Origin of the sequence: Marinobacter sediminicola (assembly GCF_031157525.1) — a bacterium.
Classification (GTDB): domain Bacteria; phylum Pseudomonadota; class Gammaproteobacteria; order Pseudomonadales; family Oleiphilaceae; genus Marinobacter; species Marinobacter sediminicola.
Genome location: NZ_JAVIXR010000002.1, coordinates 169,060 through 185,077 on the forward strand (window position 1 = coordinate 169,060; position 16,018 = coordinate 185,077).

Annotated in this window: 14 protein-coding genes; 8 read left to right on the plus strand and 6 right to left on the minus strand. The window is 53.9% G+C overall.

The features are described 5' to 3' along the window. Positions 1-3: 3 nt before the first annotated feature. The gene (locus tag RG807_RS03495; protein ID WP_309043643.1) at positions 4-492 is read right to left on the minus strand and encodes a DUF2505 domain-containing protein; all 489 of its coding nucleotides are present in this window, start codon (positions 490-492) and stop codon (positions 4-6) included. 181 nt (positions 493-673) lie between these two features. Here RG807_RS03495 and RG807_RS03500 point away from each other — a divergent pair, with 181 nt between their 5' ends. The 4 genes from RG807_RS03500 (at position 674) to RG807_RS03515 (ending at position 5,257) form a co-directional block, all read left to right on the plus strand. Beyond that, positions 674-2,023 carry an adenosylmethionine--8-amino-7-oxononanoate transaminase gene (locus tag RG807_RS03500; protein WP_309043644.1) on the plus strand — a complete coding sequence of 450 codons (1,350 nt, stop codon included), beginning with the start codon at positions 674-676 and terminating at the stop codon, positions 2,021-2,023. 15 nt (positions 2,024-2,038) lie between these two features. Continuing rightward, entirely contained in the window at positions 2,039-2,773 is a 735-nt protein-coding gene (locus tag RG807_RS03505; protein WP_309043645.1) for a 16S rRNA (uracil(1498)-N(3))-methyltransferase, read from the plus strand. 105 nt (positions 2,774-2,878) lie between these two features. Beyond that, a complete protein-coding gene (locus RG807_RS03510) occupies positions 2,879-4,108 on the plus strand; it encodes a DUF445 domain-containing protein (RefSeq protein WP_298448948.1) in 1,230 nt (409 codons plus the stop codon). A gap of 108 nt (positions 4,109-4,216) precedes the next feature. Beyond that, positions 4,217-5,257 carry an HDOD domain-containing protein gene (locus tag RG807_RS03515; RefSeq protein WP_309043646.1) on the plus strand — a complete coding sequence of 347 codons (1,041 nt, stop codon included), beginning with the start codon at positions 4,217-4,219 and terminating at the stop codon, positions 5,255-5,257. Here the strand turns inward: RG807_RS03515 and RG807_RS03520 are convergent. From RG807_RS03520 to RG807_RS03540, 5 genes are all read right to left on the minus strand, one after another. Next, positions 5,235-6,569 (minus strand): YihY/virulence factor BrkB family protein, encoded by a 1,335-nt coding sequence (locus RG807_RS03520; protein ID WP_309043647.1) that lies wholly within the window; start codon positions 6,567-6,569, stop codon positions 5,235-5,237. The two genes, RG807_RS03515 and RG807_RS03520, sit on opposite strands and share 23 nt — an antisense overlap. A gap of 96 nt (positions 6,570-6,665) precedes the next feature. Beyond that, on the minus strand, positions 6,666-7,268 hold the full coding sequence (gene lpoB, locus RG807_RS03525) for a penicillin-binding protein activator LpoB (protein ID WP_309043648.1): 603 nt from the start codon (positions 7,266-7,268) through the stop codon (positions 6,666-6,668). A 12-nt stretch (positions 7,269-7,280) separates the two neighbouring features. After that, positions 7,281-7,673, minus strand: coding sequence for a YcfL family putative periplasmic lipoprotein (locus tag RG807_RS03530; protein ID WP_309043649.1), 393 nt, complete (start codon positions 7,671-7,673; stop codon positions 7,281-7,283). A 52-nt stretch (positions 7,674-7,725) separates the two neighbouring features. Next, positions 7,726-9,213, minus strand: coding sequence for a COG3014 family protein (locus RG807_RS03535; protein WP_309043650.1), 1,488 nt, complete (start codon positions 9,211-9,213; stop codon positions 7,726-7,728). Between the two features lie 63 nt (positions 9,214-9,276). Then, positions 9,277-10,212, minus strand: a complete 936-nt coding sequence (locus RG807_RS03540; RefSeq protein WP_309043651.1) for a D-2-hydroxyacid dehydrogenase — start codon at positions 10,210-10,212, stop codon at positions 9,277-9,279. A 74-nt stretch (positions 10,213-10,286) separates the two neighbouring features. Here RG807_RS03540 and tmpT point away from each other — a divergent pair, with 74 nt between their 5' ends. The 4 genes from tmpT to RG807_RS03560 all read left to right on the plus strand — a co-directional run bounded on the left by tmpT (position 10,287) and on the right by RG807_RS03560 (position 16,018). Then, positions 10,287-10,940, plus strand: coding sequence for a thiopurine S-methyltransferase (gene tmpT, locus RG807_RS03545; RefSeq protein ID WP_309043652.1), 654 nt, complete (start codon positions 10,287-10,289; stop codon positions 10,938-10,940). A 239-nt stretch (positions 10,941-11,179) separates the two neighbouring features. Then, positions 11,180-13,102 carry a PrkA family serine protein kinase gene (locus RG807_RS03550; protein WP_309043653.1) on the plus strand — a complete coding sequence of 641 codons (1,923 nt, stop codon included), beginning with the start codon at positions 11,180-11,182 and terminating at the stop codon, positions 13,100-13,102. Positions 13,103-13,175: 73 nt separating this feature from the next. Further along, positions 13,176-14,462, plus strand: coding sequence for a YeaH/YhbH family protein (locus RG807_RS03555; protein ID WP_309043898.1), 1,287 nt, complete (start codon positions 13,176-13,178; stop codon positions 14,460-14,462). Next, positions 14,459-16,018 carry a SpoVR family protein gene (locus RG807_RS03560; protein ID WP_309043654.1) on the plus strand — a complete coding sequence of 520 codons (1,560 nt, stop codon included), beginning with the start codon at positions 14,459-14,461 and terminating at the stop codon, positions 16,016-16,018. Before RG807_RS03555 ends, RG807_RS03560 begins: the two co-directional genes overlap by 4 nt.

The following is a 16,018-nucleotide window of genomic DNA, read 5'->3' on the forward strand; positions in this document are numbered from 1 at the left end:
GCATTATAGCAATTGTTGTATGGTTTCGTACTCACGCTCTATTTTGGCGTGTGAGTCGTCTCTCAGAAATGCTGCAATCTTTTTGCCCACCAGCGGCACATCACAGCGCACGCTCAGGGTAACGTGATTGGTGCAGGCTTCATCTGAGCCTTCCAGCCTCATCATGCCTTTGATTTTCGCCGGCACACCTTCAACGTGAACACGGAATTCGCAATGCCATTCGCTGTCGCTTTTGCGAAACCAGTGCTCTTCTTGCCTCACCTGATTCCACTCACGATGAAAGTGCGACAGAAAACCCGGCACTGCCTGAGAGGTTGTCACTTCCCGCTCAATCACCAACTTCGCCGTAGAATCGCCCTTTTCCAGCTCTGCAACACGCACGTTACGGGAGCCCAACAAGGCATTTCGTTCAAGGATATGATCCTCGCTGAAGAATGCCCCAAGCACTTGTTTAATGCCTGCCTGATAAGGATGGGTCAGTTGAACTTCCATATTGAACTCGCCTCTGTTTTATTTTTCAGGAATTGTCTTCCCAGAGCCTGATGCGCGCATTGGCCTACCGATCGATACCCTTTGGCACGGTAGTCAGTAGTCGCCGTTAACTGTATTATCCACACTGGTTAACAGCCAACACATTACTTGTTCAGAACCATCGCCTTACCGGAGACTCTCTATGCGCAATGCCGATCTCATCGCCCGCGGCCTCAAATCTGTATGGCACCCCTGCACCCAGATGAAAGATCACGAAACCATCCCGCTGGTGCCTATCAAACGGGGCGAAGGTGTTTGGCTGGAGGACTTTGAAAACAATCGGTTTATCGATGCAGTCAGCTCTTGGTGGGTTAACCTGTTCGGACACTCCAACCCCAGAATTAACGCAGCCATCCAGAAGCAGATTGGCGAATTGGAGCACGTTATTCTTGCCGGATTCACCCACGAACCCGTAGTTAACCTTTCCGAACGGCTGATTGAGGTGACCCCTGAAGGCCTTAACAAATGCTTCTACGCTGACAACGGGTCATCGGCCATCGAAGCCGCGCTCAAGATGAGCTTCCACTACTGGAAGAACCAGGGCAAACCCAGCAAAAAGAACTTCGTTAACCTGAGCAACAGTTATCACGGTGAAACCCTGGGTGCTTTGGCGCTGGGGGATGTAGCTTTGTACAAGGACACCTACCAGCCACTACTGATGGAAGTGCTGACAGCGCCATCGCCCGATGCCTACAACAAGGAAGAAGGCGAAACAGACGAGGCCTATGCCCTGCGCCAGTTTGAGGCCATGGAAAAGCTACTGGAAGAAAAGCACGATGAAATCTGTGCAGTTGTGGTGGAGCCGCTGATTCAGTGCGCCGGTGGCATGCGCATGCACCACCCGATTTACCACACCAAGTTGCGGGAAGCCTGTGATCGCTATGGCGTGCATTTGATTGCGGATGAAATTGCCGTGGGCTTTGGCCGCACCGGCACCCTGTTTGCGTGCGAGCAATCCGGCATTACGCCAGACTTCATGTGTTTATCTAAAGGCCTTACCGCCGGCTACCTACCCCTCTCGGTTGTGCTGACAACGGACACCGTTTACAACGCTTTTTACGATGATTATGAAACCCTTAAAGCATTCCTGCACAGCCACAGCTACACCGGCAACCCCATTGGCTGTGCCGTGGCACTGGCCACACTCGACATCTTCCGGGATGATAACGTTATTGAAAACAACCGCAGACTCTCGACCTGCATGGCTGATTCCGTAGCTCACCTTGCCGATCACCCCAATGTGGGGGATATCCGCCAGCACGGAATGACCCTGGCGATAGAAATGGTGAAAAACAGGGCGTCGAAGACCCCCTTCCCCTGGCAGGAGCGCCGGGGTGTTCGGGTTTATCAGCACTCTCTCACGCGTCAGGCCTTGCTTCGTCCCCTGGGTAATGTGGTTTACTTCATGCCGCCTTACGTTATCACTGAAGATCAGATACGCCATCTGGCTCAGGTTGCGACCGAAGGCATCGATATCGCCGTTAGGGACTGATTAAGGTACACACGAATGCGCATCCCCAGAATTTATACCGATTCGCTCTTGAGCGAAGCCTCTCACGCAGATCTGGATGAGAATGCGGCCCAGCATGTCGGCCGGGTGCTGCGCATGCAGCCCGGGCAGGCTTTGAGGCTCTTCAACGGGGATGGCCAGGATTACCCGGCAACCATCACGGAAGCCGGGAAGAAGCGTGTTGAAGTACTTGTAGCGGCACCCGAGCCCAACCATACCGAATCTCCCTTGCAGATCACCCTCGGACAAACGTTATCCAAGGGTGATCGCATGGATTATGCCATTCAGAAAGCGGTGGAAATGGGGGTTTCGCAAATCGTGCCGCTCACCACTGAGCGTTGTGAGGTAAAACTGAAAGGCGACCGGGAAGACAAACGTTTGCGGCAATGGCAGGCGATGGCCATAAGCGCTGCAGAACAATGCGGCCGTGCTCGCATCCCGGAAATCCTGCCAGTTATGACCGTAGCGCAATGGCTGGAACACAGCCGTACCTGCGACCTGCGGCTGGTTCTGCATCACCGCACGGAACAGTCGCTGGGCTCTGTGGCCAAGCCTGCCAGCGTAGCCCTGATGATCGGGCCCGAGGGCGGTCTCTCCGCCGATGAAATTGCCCAAGCGGAGAAAGAGGGATTTTTGCCTGTGGCTCTCGGCCCGAGAGTGCTTAGAACAGAAACAGCACCCGTTGCCGCCATGGCTTTGTGTCAGTGGCTATGGGGTGACATGGCAGGCTAGATCATTCCGCCATCCCGGGCGGGCTTTTAGGTCATTGACAGCCGCGCACCTTCCAAACATGCTTCAACCCGCAGACACAAACAAAAAAGCGAGTGCACCCTCCGGATGACAAGCCTGTTAAACAACCCTGAATTCTGGCAATACCTCAGTATTCCCGTTATTGCCGCCCTGATTGGCTGGATCACTAACTGGCTGGCCATCAAAATGACCTTCTTCCCCCTGGAGTTTATTGGCAAACCTCCGCTGCTGGGCTGGCAGGGCATTATTCCATCAAAAGCCGAGAAAATGGCTGCCATCGCCGTAGATGCCACCATTTCCAAAATCGGCACTGTGCGGGAAATTTTCGAGCAGATTGACCCAAAGGTACTCGCCGCTCACATTGTCCACTCGGTTGAGCCCCGCATCGAAGAATATGTGGATGAAATGATGCTGCGGGAGTACCCGACATTCTGGGAGAACCTACCCGCCTCTGCTCGAAAAATGGTCTACGACAGGGTACGCAGATCCACACCGCAACTCGTGGACAACCTGGTCGACGATATTGCCAACAACATCGAAGATCTGCTCGATATCAAAACCATGACCATCGAAAAATTATCAGCCGACAAGCAGCTTCTGAACCGCATCTTCCTCGAGTGCGGCGATGCAGAGTTTCGTTTTATTGTGAACTCCGGCTTCTATTTCGGCTTCCTGTTCGGCCTTATTCAAATGGCTGTGTGGTATGCCTACCAAAGCTGGTGGGTACTGCCATTTTTCGGTTTGCTGGTGGGCTGGGCAACTAACTGGATTGCACTGAACGTTATCTTCCGGCCGCTCCATGCAAAAAAGATTGGCCCGTTCAATATTCAAGGTCTATTCCTCAAGCGCCAACCCGAAGTGGCTCAATCGTTCTGCCACATCATCACCCACGAAATCCTCACGGTTGGCAACATCATAGGCGCCATCATGGAAGGCCCAAAGGGCGATCGCGCACGCAACATGGTGAAGAAACACATCAAGCCACTGGTGGATGAAACCGCGGGTATGGGCAAAGCGCTAACCCAAATGGCATTCGGCCCAACCGGCTTTGCCACCTTGAAAAACCAGGTGGGCGAAAAGGCCATCGAGATATCAAAAACATCCTTTAACAACCCGATGTTTCAAACTGACCGAGCCCGGGCGGTCGAAGCCATTATGGTGGAGCGAATGATTGCCCTGTCATCGGAAGAGTTTCAGGATTTGCTCCGCCCGTGCTTCCAGGAAGACGAAATCAAGCTGATTCTTGTGGGCGCATTTCTTGGTTTTTCGGCAGGTGTCTGCCAGCTCATTTTTGTATTCGGTGGAGCAGTGATCTAAATAGTTTACTGGCAGCAACGGTTTGGCCTGTGCAATGCAACAATGGCCCCCTATACTGCAAGTTGCAGGCACGTACAGTTTCACGACTGATTCACCCGGAGGCATTGGATGCCAGGCTTCTTTTCCTGGATAGCAGGATTTTTTAAAACCGAACAACCGCCATCTCCTCCGGCTCCTGAGGCGCGGCTGTTCAATCCTGCAAAAACTGCTGAGCCCACCGAATCAGTCCAGACCGCACAAAGCCTGACGATGCAACTTGAAGAAAACCTCTTCTGCTGGCTACTCGATACCGGCCCCTCCAAGCTGCGCGATGAACAATCGTTATCCGAACGCGCTCTTCAAGAGCTCGAATACCGCCTCTCGAACAGAAAAATGAAAGAGCTGCCACGGCAGCCCATGACGCTCCCCATGCTTATGAGAGCGCTTTCGGACGAGTCCGGCGACCGGCAGAAGCTGAGTCAGATTATTCTGGGTGACCCCGCTCTCACCAATCAAATACTGCAGATTGCCAACAGCCCTTATTTCCGCACCGGCGATCACACCATTGAATCCGTCGACCAAGCTGTATTCATCCTTGGTATTGATGGTATACGGAACGTGATTTCAGCGGCCGTTATGCGCCCCATGATGGCGGCCCGAAATAGCCGGGAAGCACTGTTTGCCCAGCGAGCCTGGCAATGGGGCCTTACTTGCGCTCGAGCAGCAGAGTTTATAGCAAAACTTCGTGGGGAGGATGCAAGCACATGCTTCACCGTTGGTCTGCTACCGGCACTATCCTATATTACCCTTCGCAGGGAGCTGCAGCATATCTGTAAGGCTCAGCCTGGCGCCGGGGAACCGGATATGGTGTTGATTCGCACAGCGCTGGCACGCTACCAGTGGGTAGCGTCTCAGGTGATTGCAAGTGAGTGGGGGCTTCCACCCAAATACCACGCGTACCTTTTGTCTGCAGAACGCCCAGCGCCCGCTCGGGACGGAGCAACACTGGTGGATGGTATGGTGCTAGGCAGCCGTGAAGTATTGCGCCACGCCCACCAACGCAACCTGCCTGAAGAAGACCTGGAGAAAATCATAAGTCTTAACTCTGAACAGACAGGCCGCGTGCGGGCAGCCTTGAAAGCCGCGCTCAGCGAAGGCGCTCGGGGCTAACCTCTGCGGCAATGCCATTTTTGAGCAAGGCAGCAAACGTGGTGGATTCATTCTCCCGCTCGCCTTTGAGCAATTCAGGGGGAAACACCGGAGGCAGCCGATCAACTACGCGATCCTCGTCATGGCGCACGGCTTTCAGCACATCCCCCACCGTAATAAGGTCCAACGCCCGCCCTGGTACCAACTGATCACCTTGGCGTCCAGCAAGCGTGAGCATGCCGGCACGAATCAGCTTGTCACTTACGCCTCGCGTAACCTCTCCCGGTACTCGTAAGGATTGCTCCAGAACCTCCTGCTGCGGTGCTTTTCCGCCCTCACTGAACGGGCGAGCCACCAGCCACATCATCGCCAAGGCAACCTTTTCCTGAAGCTCTGGAGACAGTTGAACATGACTGCGCTTGGCAACCGAACCCGGGTTTTGCAAGTAGAACGCCAGGCTGGCGCCCAAAAGCAGAATCATCCAGTTCAGATATATCCAGGTCAGCATGATAATGCCGATCGCAAAGCTGGAGTATATCGCCGCGTACTTGGCAGAACCTGCGACAAACGACGCAAACAACATTCCACCAGCCTGCCAGGAAACCCCGGCCACCAGGCCACCAATAAACGCATACCGTAGCTTTACGCGGGTGTTAGGCATAAACACATAGACGAAGGTGAATGCGCCCACCACCAGAAAGAACGGCGTAAAGCGACTAAGCACAAGAATCAGTGAGCCAAACGGCTCAATGGCAATCAGGGTTTGAACAAACGATGAAGAGAAAATCGTCGCGCTTACGCCAATAGCCGACACCATCAAAAGTGGCCCGACCATGATAACGCTCAGGTAGTTACTGAAACGCTGAGCCACCGAGCGCATTTCTGGCACCCGCCAGATCATATTGAACGATCGCTCTATTTTCTGCACCAGCGACACCACGGTGTATACGAGCAGAGCCAGGCCCACAGAACCCAGCACCCCCACCTTCATGTTGTCGACGAAGCCGAGTATACGCTCCGCCATCTCAACGCCTTCAGGCCCCATGGGCTGAAAGAACTGAAACAGGAAAGGTTCCATACGCTGATGCACACCCAACGCTTTCAGCACTGAAAAACTCAAAGCCAGCAGCGGCACAATACTCAACAGCGTGGTGTATACCAGGCTCATGGCATGCAAAGTTAACTGGCCGCTGACAACATCACGTATGAGCGCATAAATGGAACGCCCGGCCTTATATAACAGGGTCCAAGGCCAGGTTTGCGGCGGATTCGGGTTTGCAAGAATCCATGTTTCTGCTGCCTGGAGTCGTTCTTTGAATTGAAAGGAGGCCACTTAACGTCCTGTTTTATCTGATGCAACGAGAAAGTACCCTCAACGGATACGAAACGGAATCAGTATGGCCTACTTTTCTGTTTTAAGGAAAACAGGCTACCAGGTAACCGACTTGTCAGACCCCCGTTTGATGATAGGGGTTTCACCTTCCCAAATGGCCAGGCCGGATGCCAGCTCTGTCAAAGACAGCTGGATGTAATATTCCACCTGCTGTTCTTTTCCTACCTTGTGGTTACGCTGGAGAATCTTGCCGGAAAGGCTCAGGTCAGGTGCCTGAAGCGTGCCTTTGCGCTGTACACCAGACTGATCAAACTCTTCCGAACCGCGCAATTCACGCGCCTTCATATTCATTTCATCTTCAGCACCGTTGAGACCAACAGCGGTGGTAGTCACAACCTTGCCTGAGCGCAGCAGTGATACGCGGATTTTCTTGGTGAGCTGGTCGGTATCAATGCGCTGCATGGTGTCGTTGGTTATGCGGCTTACCACCATGATGTAACGGCTGCCGTCCGGGTTGTTCACGGCACCGCTGGAAAGCATATCTTCTACTGCGTCGGTTGCCGCTTGTTCAAAGTCCCGGTAATCCATGGTCATTGCTACAGGGCCATCGTCTGCAGCCGGATCAATATAACGAGTGGGCGCGGCACAGCCGGCCAAAACGGCAATACCTACAGAGATGGCAAGGGCACGTATCAACATTGGTTTTTCCTTTTATTTGGGTTCGCGAAGATGTAACTGGAAGCTGGTAGCTCGTGAATGCGGAGCGGTCGCTTTGAAATATCGAGTCTGACCGGTTAGCAATGTCGCTTGGCGGTAGCTCTCGCCGACACCCTTCACCACCATACCGATGTCATCAAACCAGGTAACCTTCCACCCCAGCTCAGTGTCTGATCTCGCTTCTACTGCGAACTGCACTTGCAGAAGGCTGCCGCCATCGGGCAGTGTCAGCCTCGATTTAAAGAGCTCTGTTACATCTGCGGTGTAGACCACTTCGGGATCGACCCTCAGTTCTTGTCGGTCGATCATTGTACTGTTGGTTTCTGGTTGAGTGGCACAGCCCGCCAAACCAAGAACCAGCATGCTGGCGAAGACTAACGATTTCATAACGAACATCCTGCTTTTCTGGTGTATTGAACTACTTGATCCGGGAAACCCGTTAAGGTTCATGCTCCTTGGGAAAGCGTGCAAACGTAGCATTCCTTTTACCCTGCAAATCCATGATTATGACCGTTGCCGGCGCCTGTATGGTCGGTTGTTTAACATATACCAAGGTAAAGGGCTGCTGTGGAACTTCCAGGTTGCCCAATACTTCTCCCCGATGACCCAGCAGTGTCAGGCGCCCATCGTCCGGGCGGTCAATGCGAGCGGCCTGCCAATGGTTGGGCAATGCCTGCCAACTGCGCAAGTCGGCCTGGGTTGTTGCGATAGTTAATACAGTCGCGAAAAGCTGCCCTATTGGGCCGAACTGGTCTGCAGCTTCCTTTTGCAGAACCGCCTTGCCAATCGCCGATGTAACGGCCCGGGCCAACACACCCGGAAAGCGCTCTTTCATTTCAGTACGAAACACCTTGCCCATATCCGAAATTCGTTCTGTTTGTATCACCTGGCCAGCTGCGTCTGATACACCAATACTTCCAGGTATAGCAGAGCGCTCAGCGTATTCTGGTAGCGCGATACCAAAATAGGCCGGCACTTGCTGATTGCCGTGAAGCAGCAGCAGAGGCACATCCAGGCGCGCTTCTCGAAGAACCGGGCCGAGCCCGTTTTCATACACAACCCATACCTGGGAAGGCAGGGCTGCGAGGCTCTGGGCGCCTGAGGCAAAGCCCGTGGCCAAATCTGCATCGGCTTGCAGCATCACGCTTTGTGGGCTCATTTCTGCCACCCGTTTGAGTGAGGTGGCAGCACGTTCGTAATCAGCTCCGCCTTCGGCATTCGCCAGGAAATAGATGCCATGGAGCCAGGTGCTTGCAGGCACAATAAACTCGGGAAAAACCGACCAGGTCGAGGATGATCCGTAGCGATTATGGACCGCCGACTGAAAACTTTTACTGTTGAGGCTGCTTTGAACCATAGAGGCTTTTTCGTTCCCGCTCCGGGCCTCATTTTTCAGCACTGCTTGCTGCTCCGCGATTTCTTTGCGAAAAAAGTCGACGGCGCGGCGGGTACGATCATTGGCTCTATTAAATTCCACTCTGGCGTAGTCATTATTGCCCTCAGCCAGAAACGCCAGTGCTTTATAGGTGTTGACCAGAACCGCCTCAGACATCAGCGCCTTGTAGTCGCGCTCGGAGTCGTTAACCATCACCGCCATCAACCCTTCCACGGTGTTTTCAAGCAGCCCCGCCGTGTCGAGGTTTTTCATTCCCTCTTCAGCCAGATCATAAGCCGCTATAGATTCACTGTTGCGATCGGTCAGGCGGTACATTTCACCCTGATGCAGCAATTCGAGCAGGTGTGCCTCGGCATCCACAGGCTTGTTTTTGGACTCGTTGAAGCTCACAGCCTTCAGTGCGGAGCTGTAGTCTCCAGTAGCATAGGCTGAGTTGAATAAGGCCAACTGGTCACGATGCTGTGCTGTCGAACATCCTGCAAGGACGGCCGTCGCAATGACTGCAAAAACCACGTGCCAAGGTTTTATCAAACCGTCATACCTTGCAAACCATACCCCCCTGTCACCCTCTATCGCCCCCTGCCCGCTGATCCATCAAGAAGCCGATGCAAGATTATGCGCGGTAATCTCTACAATCCGCTGCCGCGCTTCGCGGCTGGCCCATGCCGAGTGCGGTGTAATAATCAGGTTCGGAATATCATCAGCGAGCAAAGGATTCCCATTGCGTGGTGGCTCTTCGGTCAGCACATCAAAACCCGCGCCTCCGATTACCCCGTTGCGAAGCGCATCAGCAAGCGCTTGTTCATCTACCAGACCACCGCGGCTTGTGTTAATCAGCAAGGCATCCGGCTTCATCAGCTGTAACTCTCGGGCACCAATCAAATGTCGGGTTTCCTCCGTGAGCAGGCAATGCAACGAGAGCACGTCTGCCTGTGGCAGCAACTCATCAAGCGGTATCCGCGAGTAGCCGTCAACCTCCCCCGCCGCCTGCCCGGGGCGAGCACCGAGCAGTATCTTCATGCCAAAGGCTTTGGCCCGCTCAGCAACCCCCTGCCCCAGGTCGCCATAGCCGATGATACCCAGTGTTCGGCCTTCCAGCTCCAGGATCGGGTGGTTCATCAGGCAAAACATGTCGCTTTTTCCCCAGCGCCCTGCCCTCACATCGCGGTCATAATCCAACAGGCGAGTTGCCAGTGCCAGCATCAGTGCCATGGTGTGCTGGGCCACCGTTGAACGCCCGTAATTCGTAACATTAAGCACTCGAATGCCGTGATCTTTGGCCGCCTTCAGATCCACGTTGTTCAGTCCGGTGGCGACAACAGCTATGGTTTTCAGCTCCGGGCATTGTTCGATATGCTCCCGGGCAAGCACCACCTTGTTCACCAACACCGTATCAAAGCCCCGAATTCGCTCAAGCACGTCACCGGGTGATGTCGCGGCATGCTTCACCATGCCGCCGGTAACCCGCTCAATGGGGGTCAAATCTACATCGTTGCCAAGGGTTGTGACATCAAGAAACACGGCTTTCATAGGTTTGTCCTTCGTCAATATCCGCAAAGATTAGGGTAGACTGAATCAAACGTCCAAGTAAGGGAGCGACAACCATGGAACATGACTTTTGGCACGAACGCTGGAGCAAAAAGGAAATCGGTTTCCACGAAGGCTCCGTGAACAAATACCTGTACGACCACTGGCCCGAACTCTCTGGCGGCGGCACCGAGGGTGTTTTGGTGCCTTTGTGCGGCAAAGCCCACGATATGTGGTGGCTGCATGATCGCGGGCACCCGGTCATCGGCGTAGAGCTGAGCGAAATCGCCTGCAAGGATTTCTTTGCCGAGGCTGGCGAGAAGGCCATGGTGCACCCAAGCGAGCCATTTACCACCTTCGCGCACGACAGCCTGCAACTCTGGTGTGGTGATTTCTTTCAACTGGTGCCAGCTGACCTGCAACACATCCGCTTGGTATATGACCGCGCGGCCTTGATCGCGTTACCCCCCTCAATGCGCAAGGCCTATGTAGACCATCTTACGGCCATCATCCCCGATAACACTCGTATTCTACTCATTACTTTGGATTACAACGCAAACATCACCGGGCCGCCATTCAACGTGAGCGATGAGGAAGTTCACGAGCTCTACCGCGCCGACTATGACATCAAGCATGTTCTTACCAACACCCTTGCCAGCGACAATCCGTTCACCAAACGTAAGGGCCTTGCCAGTGCTACGGAGAGTGTTTTCCAGCTTACCAAACGGTGAGGCTGGAGCCTCTGCAATAACATAATTTAATGAACCTTAACCATTTACTGCCTGTCCAACTTGATGACCGTGAACTAAGCTCAGGTTGAGCAGGCCGAAACCCGACACAGATCGCGGCCGGCCGTAAATGTTGATTCCATCCACCCATAACCAAAACGAATCGCCAGCAGGGCGACCGTAACTCCAACGGGGATATTGCGTGTATTAAAAGCTGAAAAACAGCGAGCGAGGGGCTACCCATGAGCATACTGCAGCAGTTTAAAAACCGGTATGAGAGCACCCAGGAAGAAGAATACAGCCTCGAGGAATATCTCGAGATCTGCAAGAAGGATCCAACGGCCTACGCCACGGCCGCAGAACGATTACTGATCGCCATCGGCGAACCCGAATTTGTCGATACCTCCCGCGACGCCCGCCTGTCGCGCATTTTTTCCAACAAAATCATCAAGCGATATCCGGAGTTTTCCGAGTTCTATGGCATGGAAGAAGCTGTAGAAAACATAGTGTCTTTTTATCGGCACGCAGCTCAGGGTCTGGAAGAAAAGAAACAAATCCTTTACCTGCTGGGGCCGGTTGGCGGCGGTAAATCCTCATTGGCGGAAAAACTAAAATACCTGATGCAGAAGGTTCCCTTCTACGCCATCAAGGGTTCCCCGCTTAACGAATCGCCCCTTGGGCTTTTTGACCCGGCAGAAGACGCTGCCATTCTGGAAGAAGAATACGGAATCCCCGCGCGCTACGTGAAGAACATTATGTCGCCCTGGGCCGTCAAGCGCCTGCACGAGTTTGGCGGCGACATTGGCCAATTCCGCGTTGTGAAAAAGTACCCCTCTGTTCTTGACCAGATCGGCGTATCGAAGACAGAACCGGGGGATGACAACAACCAGGACATTTCAGCCTTGGTGGGCAAGGTGAACATCCGCATGCTGGAGGACTACTCCCAGGATGATCCGGATGCCTACAGCTTCAGTGGTGGTCTGTGTAAGGCCAATCAGGGGCTAATGGAATTTGTGGAGATGTTCAAAGCGCCCATCAAAGTGCTGCACCCATTGTTAACCGCAACCCAAGAGGGCAATTACAACACCACCGAGGGCATGGGTTCGGTGCCATTCGATGGTGTAATTCTGGCGCACTCCAACGAGTCGGAATGGCAAACTTTCCGCAACAACAAGCACAACGAAGCCTTTCTTGATCGGGTGTATATCGTCAAGGTGCCCTACTGCGTGCGAGTTACAGAAGAGATCGAGATCTATAAAAAACTGCTGAAAAACAGCTCTCTTGCCGGCTCTCCCTGCGCTCCGGACACCCTGGATATGTTGGCTCAGTTTTCGGTGCTTTCACGGATCAAGGACCCGGAAAACTCCAGCATTTTCTCCAAAATGCGGGTTTACGACGGACAGAACATCAAGGACACAGACCCCAAAGCCAAATCCATTCAGGAATACCGGGATGCAGCAGGCGTTAACGAAGGTATGGACGGCCTTTCGACTCGCTTTGCATTCAAGATTCTCTCCAAGGTGTTCAACTTCGACACCACCGAAGTGGCCGCCAACCCGGTCCATCTGTTGTATGTGATCGAGAAGCAAATAGAACAGGAGCAGTTTGCGCCAGAAATTCAGGAGCGCTACCTGCGCTTCATCAAGGAATTCCTGGCCCCACACTACGTTCAGTTTATCGGCAAGGAGATCCAGACAGCCTATCTGGAAAGCTACAGCGAATACGGGCAGAACCTGTTCGACCGCTATGTGACCTATGCCGACCTGTGGATTCAGGATCAGGAATTCCGGGACCCGGAAACTGGCGAGATTCTCGATCGCTCCTCTATTAATGAGGAACTGGAGAAAATCGAAAAGCCGGCGGGCATCAGCAACCCGAAGGACTTCCGCAACGAGGTGGTCAACTTTGTATTGCGGGCCCGGGCCAATAATCAAGGACAAAACCCTTCCTGGCTCAGCTACGAGAAACTGCGCAGCGTGATCGAGAAGAAGATGTTCTCCAACACCGAAGACCTGCTGCCGGTTATTTCATTCAACCCCAAAGCCAGCCAGGAGGATCAGAGTAAGCACAAACAGTTTGTCGAACGCATGGTCGACCGGGGTTACACGGAGAAGCAGGTACGCCTGCTGGCAGAGTGGTATCTGCGAGTTCGCAAGTCCCACTAGCAGGGCGGCATGGCTGGAAATTCCAGCCGGCAGCTATAGCCCCGAACGTGTAAGTGGAGTGTGAATTATGGGTATGACCCACATTGTCGACAGACGACTGAACGGCAAAAACAAGAGTGCGGTGAACCGTGAGCGGTTTTTGCGCCGCTACCGGCATCACATCAAGAAGGCCGTTGCTGAAGCGGTGCACCGGCGCTCGATAACCGACATAGAACGGGGGGAGAATGTCAGTATTCCCAAGCGGGATATTGATGAACCCGTTTTCCATCACGGCCAGGGCGGTCATCGCGAGATGGTCCATCCGGGCAACCGGGACTTTGTAACGGGGGACCGGCTACCCAAGCCAGAGGGCGGCGGCCAAGGTCAGGGGCAAGGCAATGCCAGCCCCGATGGCGAAGGCATGGATGAATTTGCCTTCCAGATTACCCAGGACGAGTTCCTTAACTTCCTGTTCGATGACCTCGAACTCCCGAACCTTGTCCGAAAGCAACTCAAGGATACCGAGTCCTTCAACTATGTGCGCTCCGGGTTCAGCACCCAGGGCGTACCCGCCAAGCTCGACGTTATCCGGTCGCTGCGTGGCGCCCATGCTCGCCGGTTGGGACTGGGTGGTGCCCGCAGGAAAAAAATCCGTGAACTTGAAGCTCAGCTTGCGGATCTCAAAAGCGCGCCTGCCGATCTGGACGCTGCCTTTAGCCACGACGATCAAATCCGGGTACTTGAGGACGAAATTGCCCGACTGAAAGCCAATGTAAAACGCATCCCCTTCATTGATGAAATCGACCTGCGCTACCGTCAGCACCTGAAGCAGCATAAGCCAGCCACCAGCGCCGTCATGTTTTGCCTGATGGATGTTTCCGGCTCGATGACCCAGATGCACAAGGACACCGCCAAGCGGTTTTTCATCTTGCTGTATCTGTTCCTGAAGAAGAATTACAAGAAAATCGATGTGGTATTTATCCGCCACCACACCAGCGCCAAGGAAGTGGATGAAGAGGAGTTTTTCTATTCCCGGGAAACCGGTGGCACCATTGTTTCAAGCGCCCTGAAACTGATGCACAAGATCATCGACTCCCGCTATTCCCCTGCTGAGTGGAACATCTACGCAGCTCAGGCCTCCGACGGGGACAACTGGAACGACGACTCGCCCATCTGCGGCAAGCTTTTAACCGAGCGCATTCTTCCCTTGGTGCAGTACTTCGCCTATGTTGAGATTACGCCTCAGGATCACCAGATGCTCTGGCACGAATACGAACAGGTACAGGCGCAATTCCCCGGAAGCTTTGCCCAGCAGCAAATTGCTGACCCGAGCGAGATTTACCCGGTGTTCCGCCGGCTCTTTGAGAGGAAAGCGGCATGAGCGATGCAATCGACCGCCCCAATGCACCGGATGTTGAGAGCCCTGCAATTCGCAAACCGGTTTCCACCAGTTCGGAATGGACCTTCGAGCTGATCCGGCAATACGATGAAGAAATCGCCAAGTGCGCTGCCGAGTTCGGTTTAGACACCTACCCAAATCAGGTTGAGGTGATCAGTGCCGAACAGATGATGGATGCCTACAGCTCTGTTGGTATGCCCGTTGGCTACAACCATTGGTCCTTCGGCAAGCAGTTTCTCAGCACCTCCAAAGGCTACCAGCGCGGCCAAATGGGCCTGGCCTATGAAATAGTCATCAACTCCAACCCTTGCATTGCTTACCTGATGGAAGAAAACACCCTGCCCATGCAGGCGCTGGTGATTGCCCATGCCTGCTACGGCCACAACTCTTTCTTTAAGGGCAACTACCTGTTCCGAACCTGGACAGACGCCAGCGCCATTATTGATTACCTGGTGTTTGCCCGGAATTATGTGTCCGAATGCGAAGAACGCCACGGTGTCGATGCGGTTGAGCAAATACTGGACTCCTGCCATGCGCTGATGAATCATGGCGTTGACCGTTACAAACGGCCTTCGCCAATTTCTGCTGCAAAGGAAGCCTTGCGCCAAGAGGAGCGGGAGGAATACCTGCAGCGCCGAGTGAACGATCTTTGGCGCACCATCCCGAAATTGGACGAAGATGAAGACCCGGTAAAACGCAAAAAGCGCTATCCGGAAGAACCCCAGGAGAACCTGCTGTACTTCATCGAAAAGAATGCGCCACTACTGGAAACCTGGCAACGGGAAATCATCCGGATTGTGCGCAAACTGGCGCAGTACTTTTATCCGCAACGCCAGACTCAGGTGATGAACGAAGGCTGGGCCACCTTCTGGCACTACACTCTGTTAAACAGGATGTACGAGAAAGGCCTGGTGACAGATGGCTTCATGCTGGAGTTCCTGCAGAGCCACACAGCGGTGGTGTACCAGCCGCCGTTCAACAGCCCCTGGTATTCCGGCATCAACCCTTACACGCTTGGTTTTTCCATCTTCATCGACCTGCGCCGAATCTGTGAAGCGCCCACCGATGAAGACCGGGAGTGGTTCCCGGATATCGCCGGTACTGATTGGGTAAAAACCCTGCACTTTGCCATGGCCAACTTCAAGGATGAGAGTTTTATACAGCAGTTCCTGTCGCCCAAAGTGATGCGGGATCTGAAGCTGTTTGCCATTGAAGATGATGACATGGAAGACAGCTATACAGTAACGGCCATTCACGACGAGCCGGGCTACCGCGAGCTGCGGGAGAAACTGGCGCGCCAATACAACCTTAGTTATCGCGAACCCAACATTCAGGTATGGAACGTGGATTTACGCGGCGACCGCTCGTTGATGCTCCGGCATGTGCCGGTCGACAGAGTGCCTTTGGGCGAAGATACAGAAGAAGTACTGCGCCACGCGCACAGGCTCTGGGGCTTTGATGTGCATCTTGAAAGTGTCGACGAGGGTACGGTAGTCGAAGAGTATCATTGCCCGCACCCGCCGCCATTAACGCCCTGA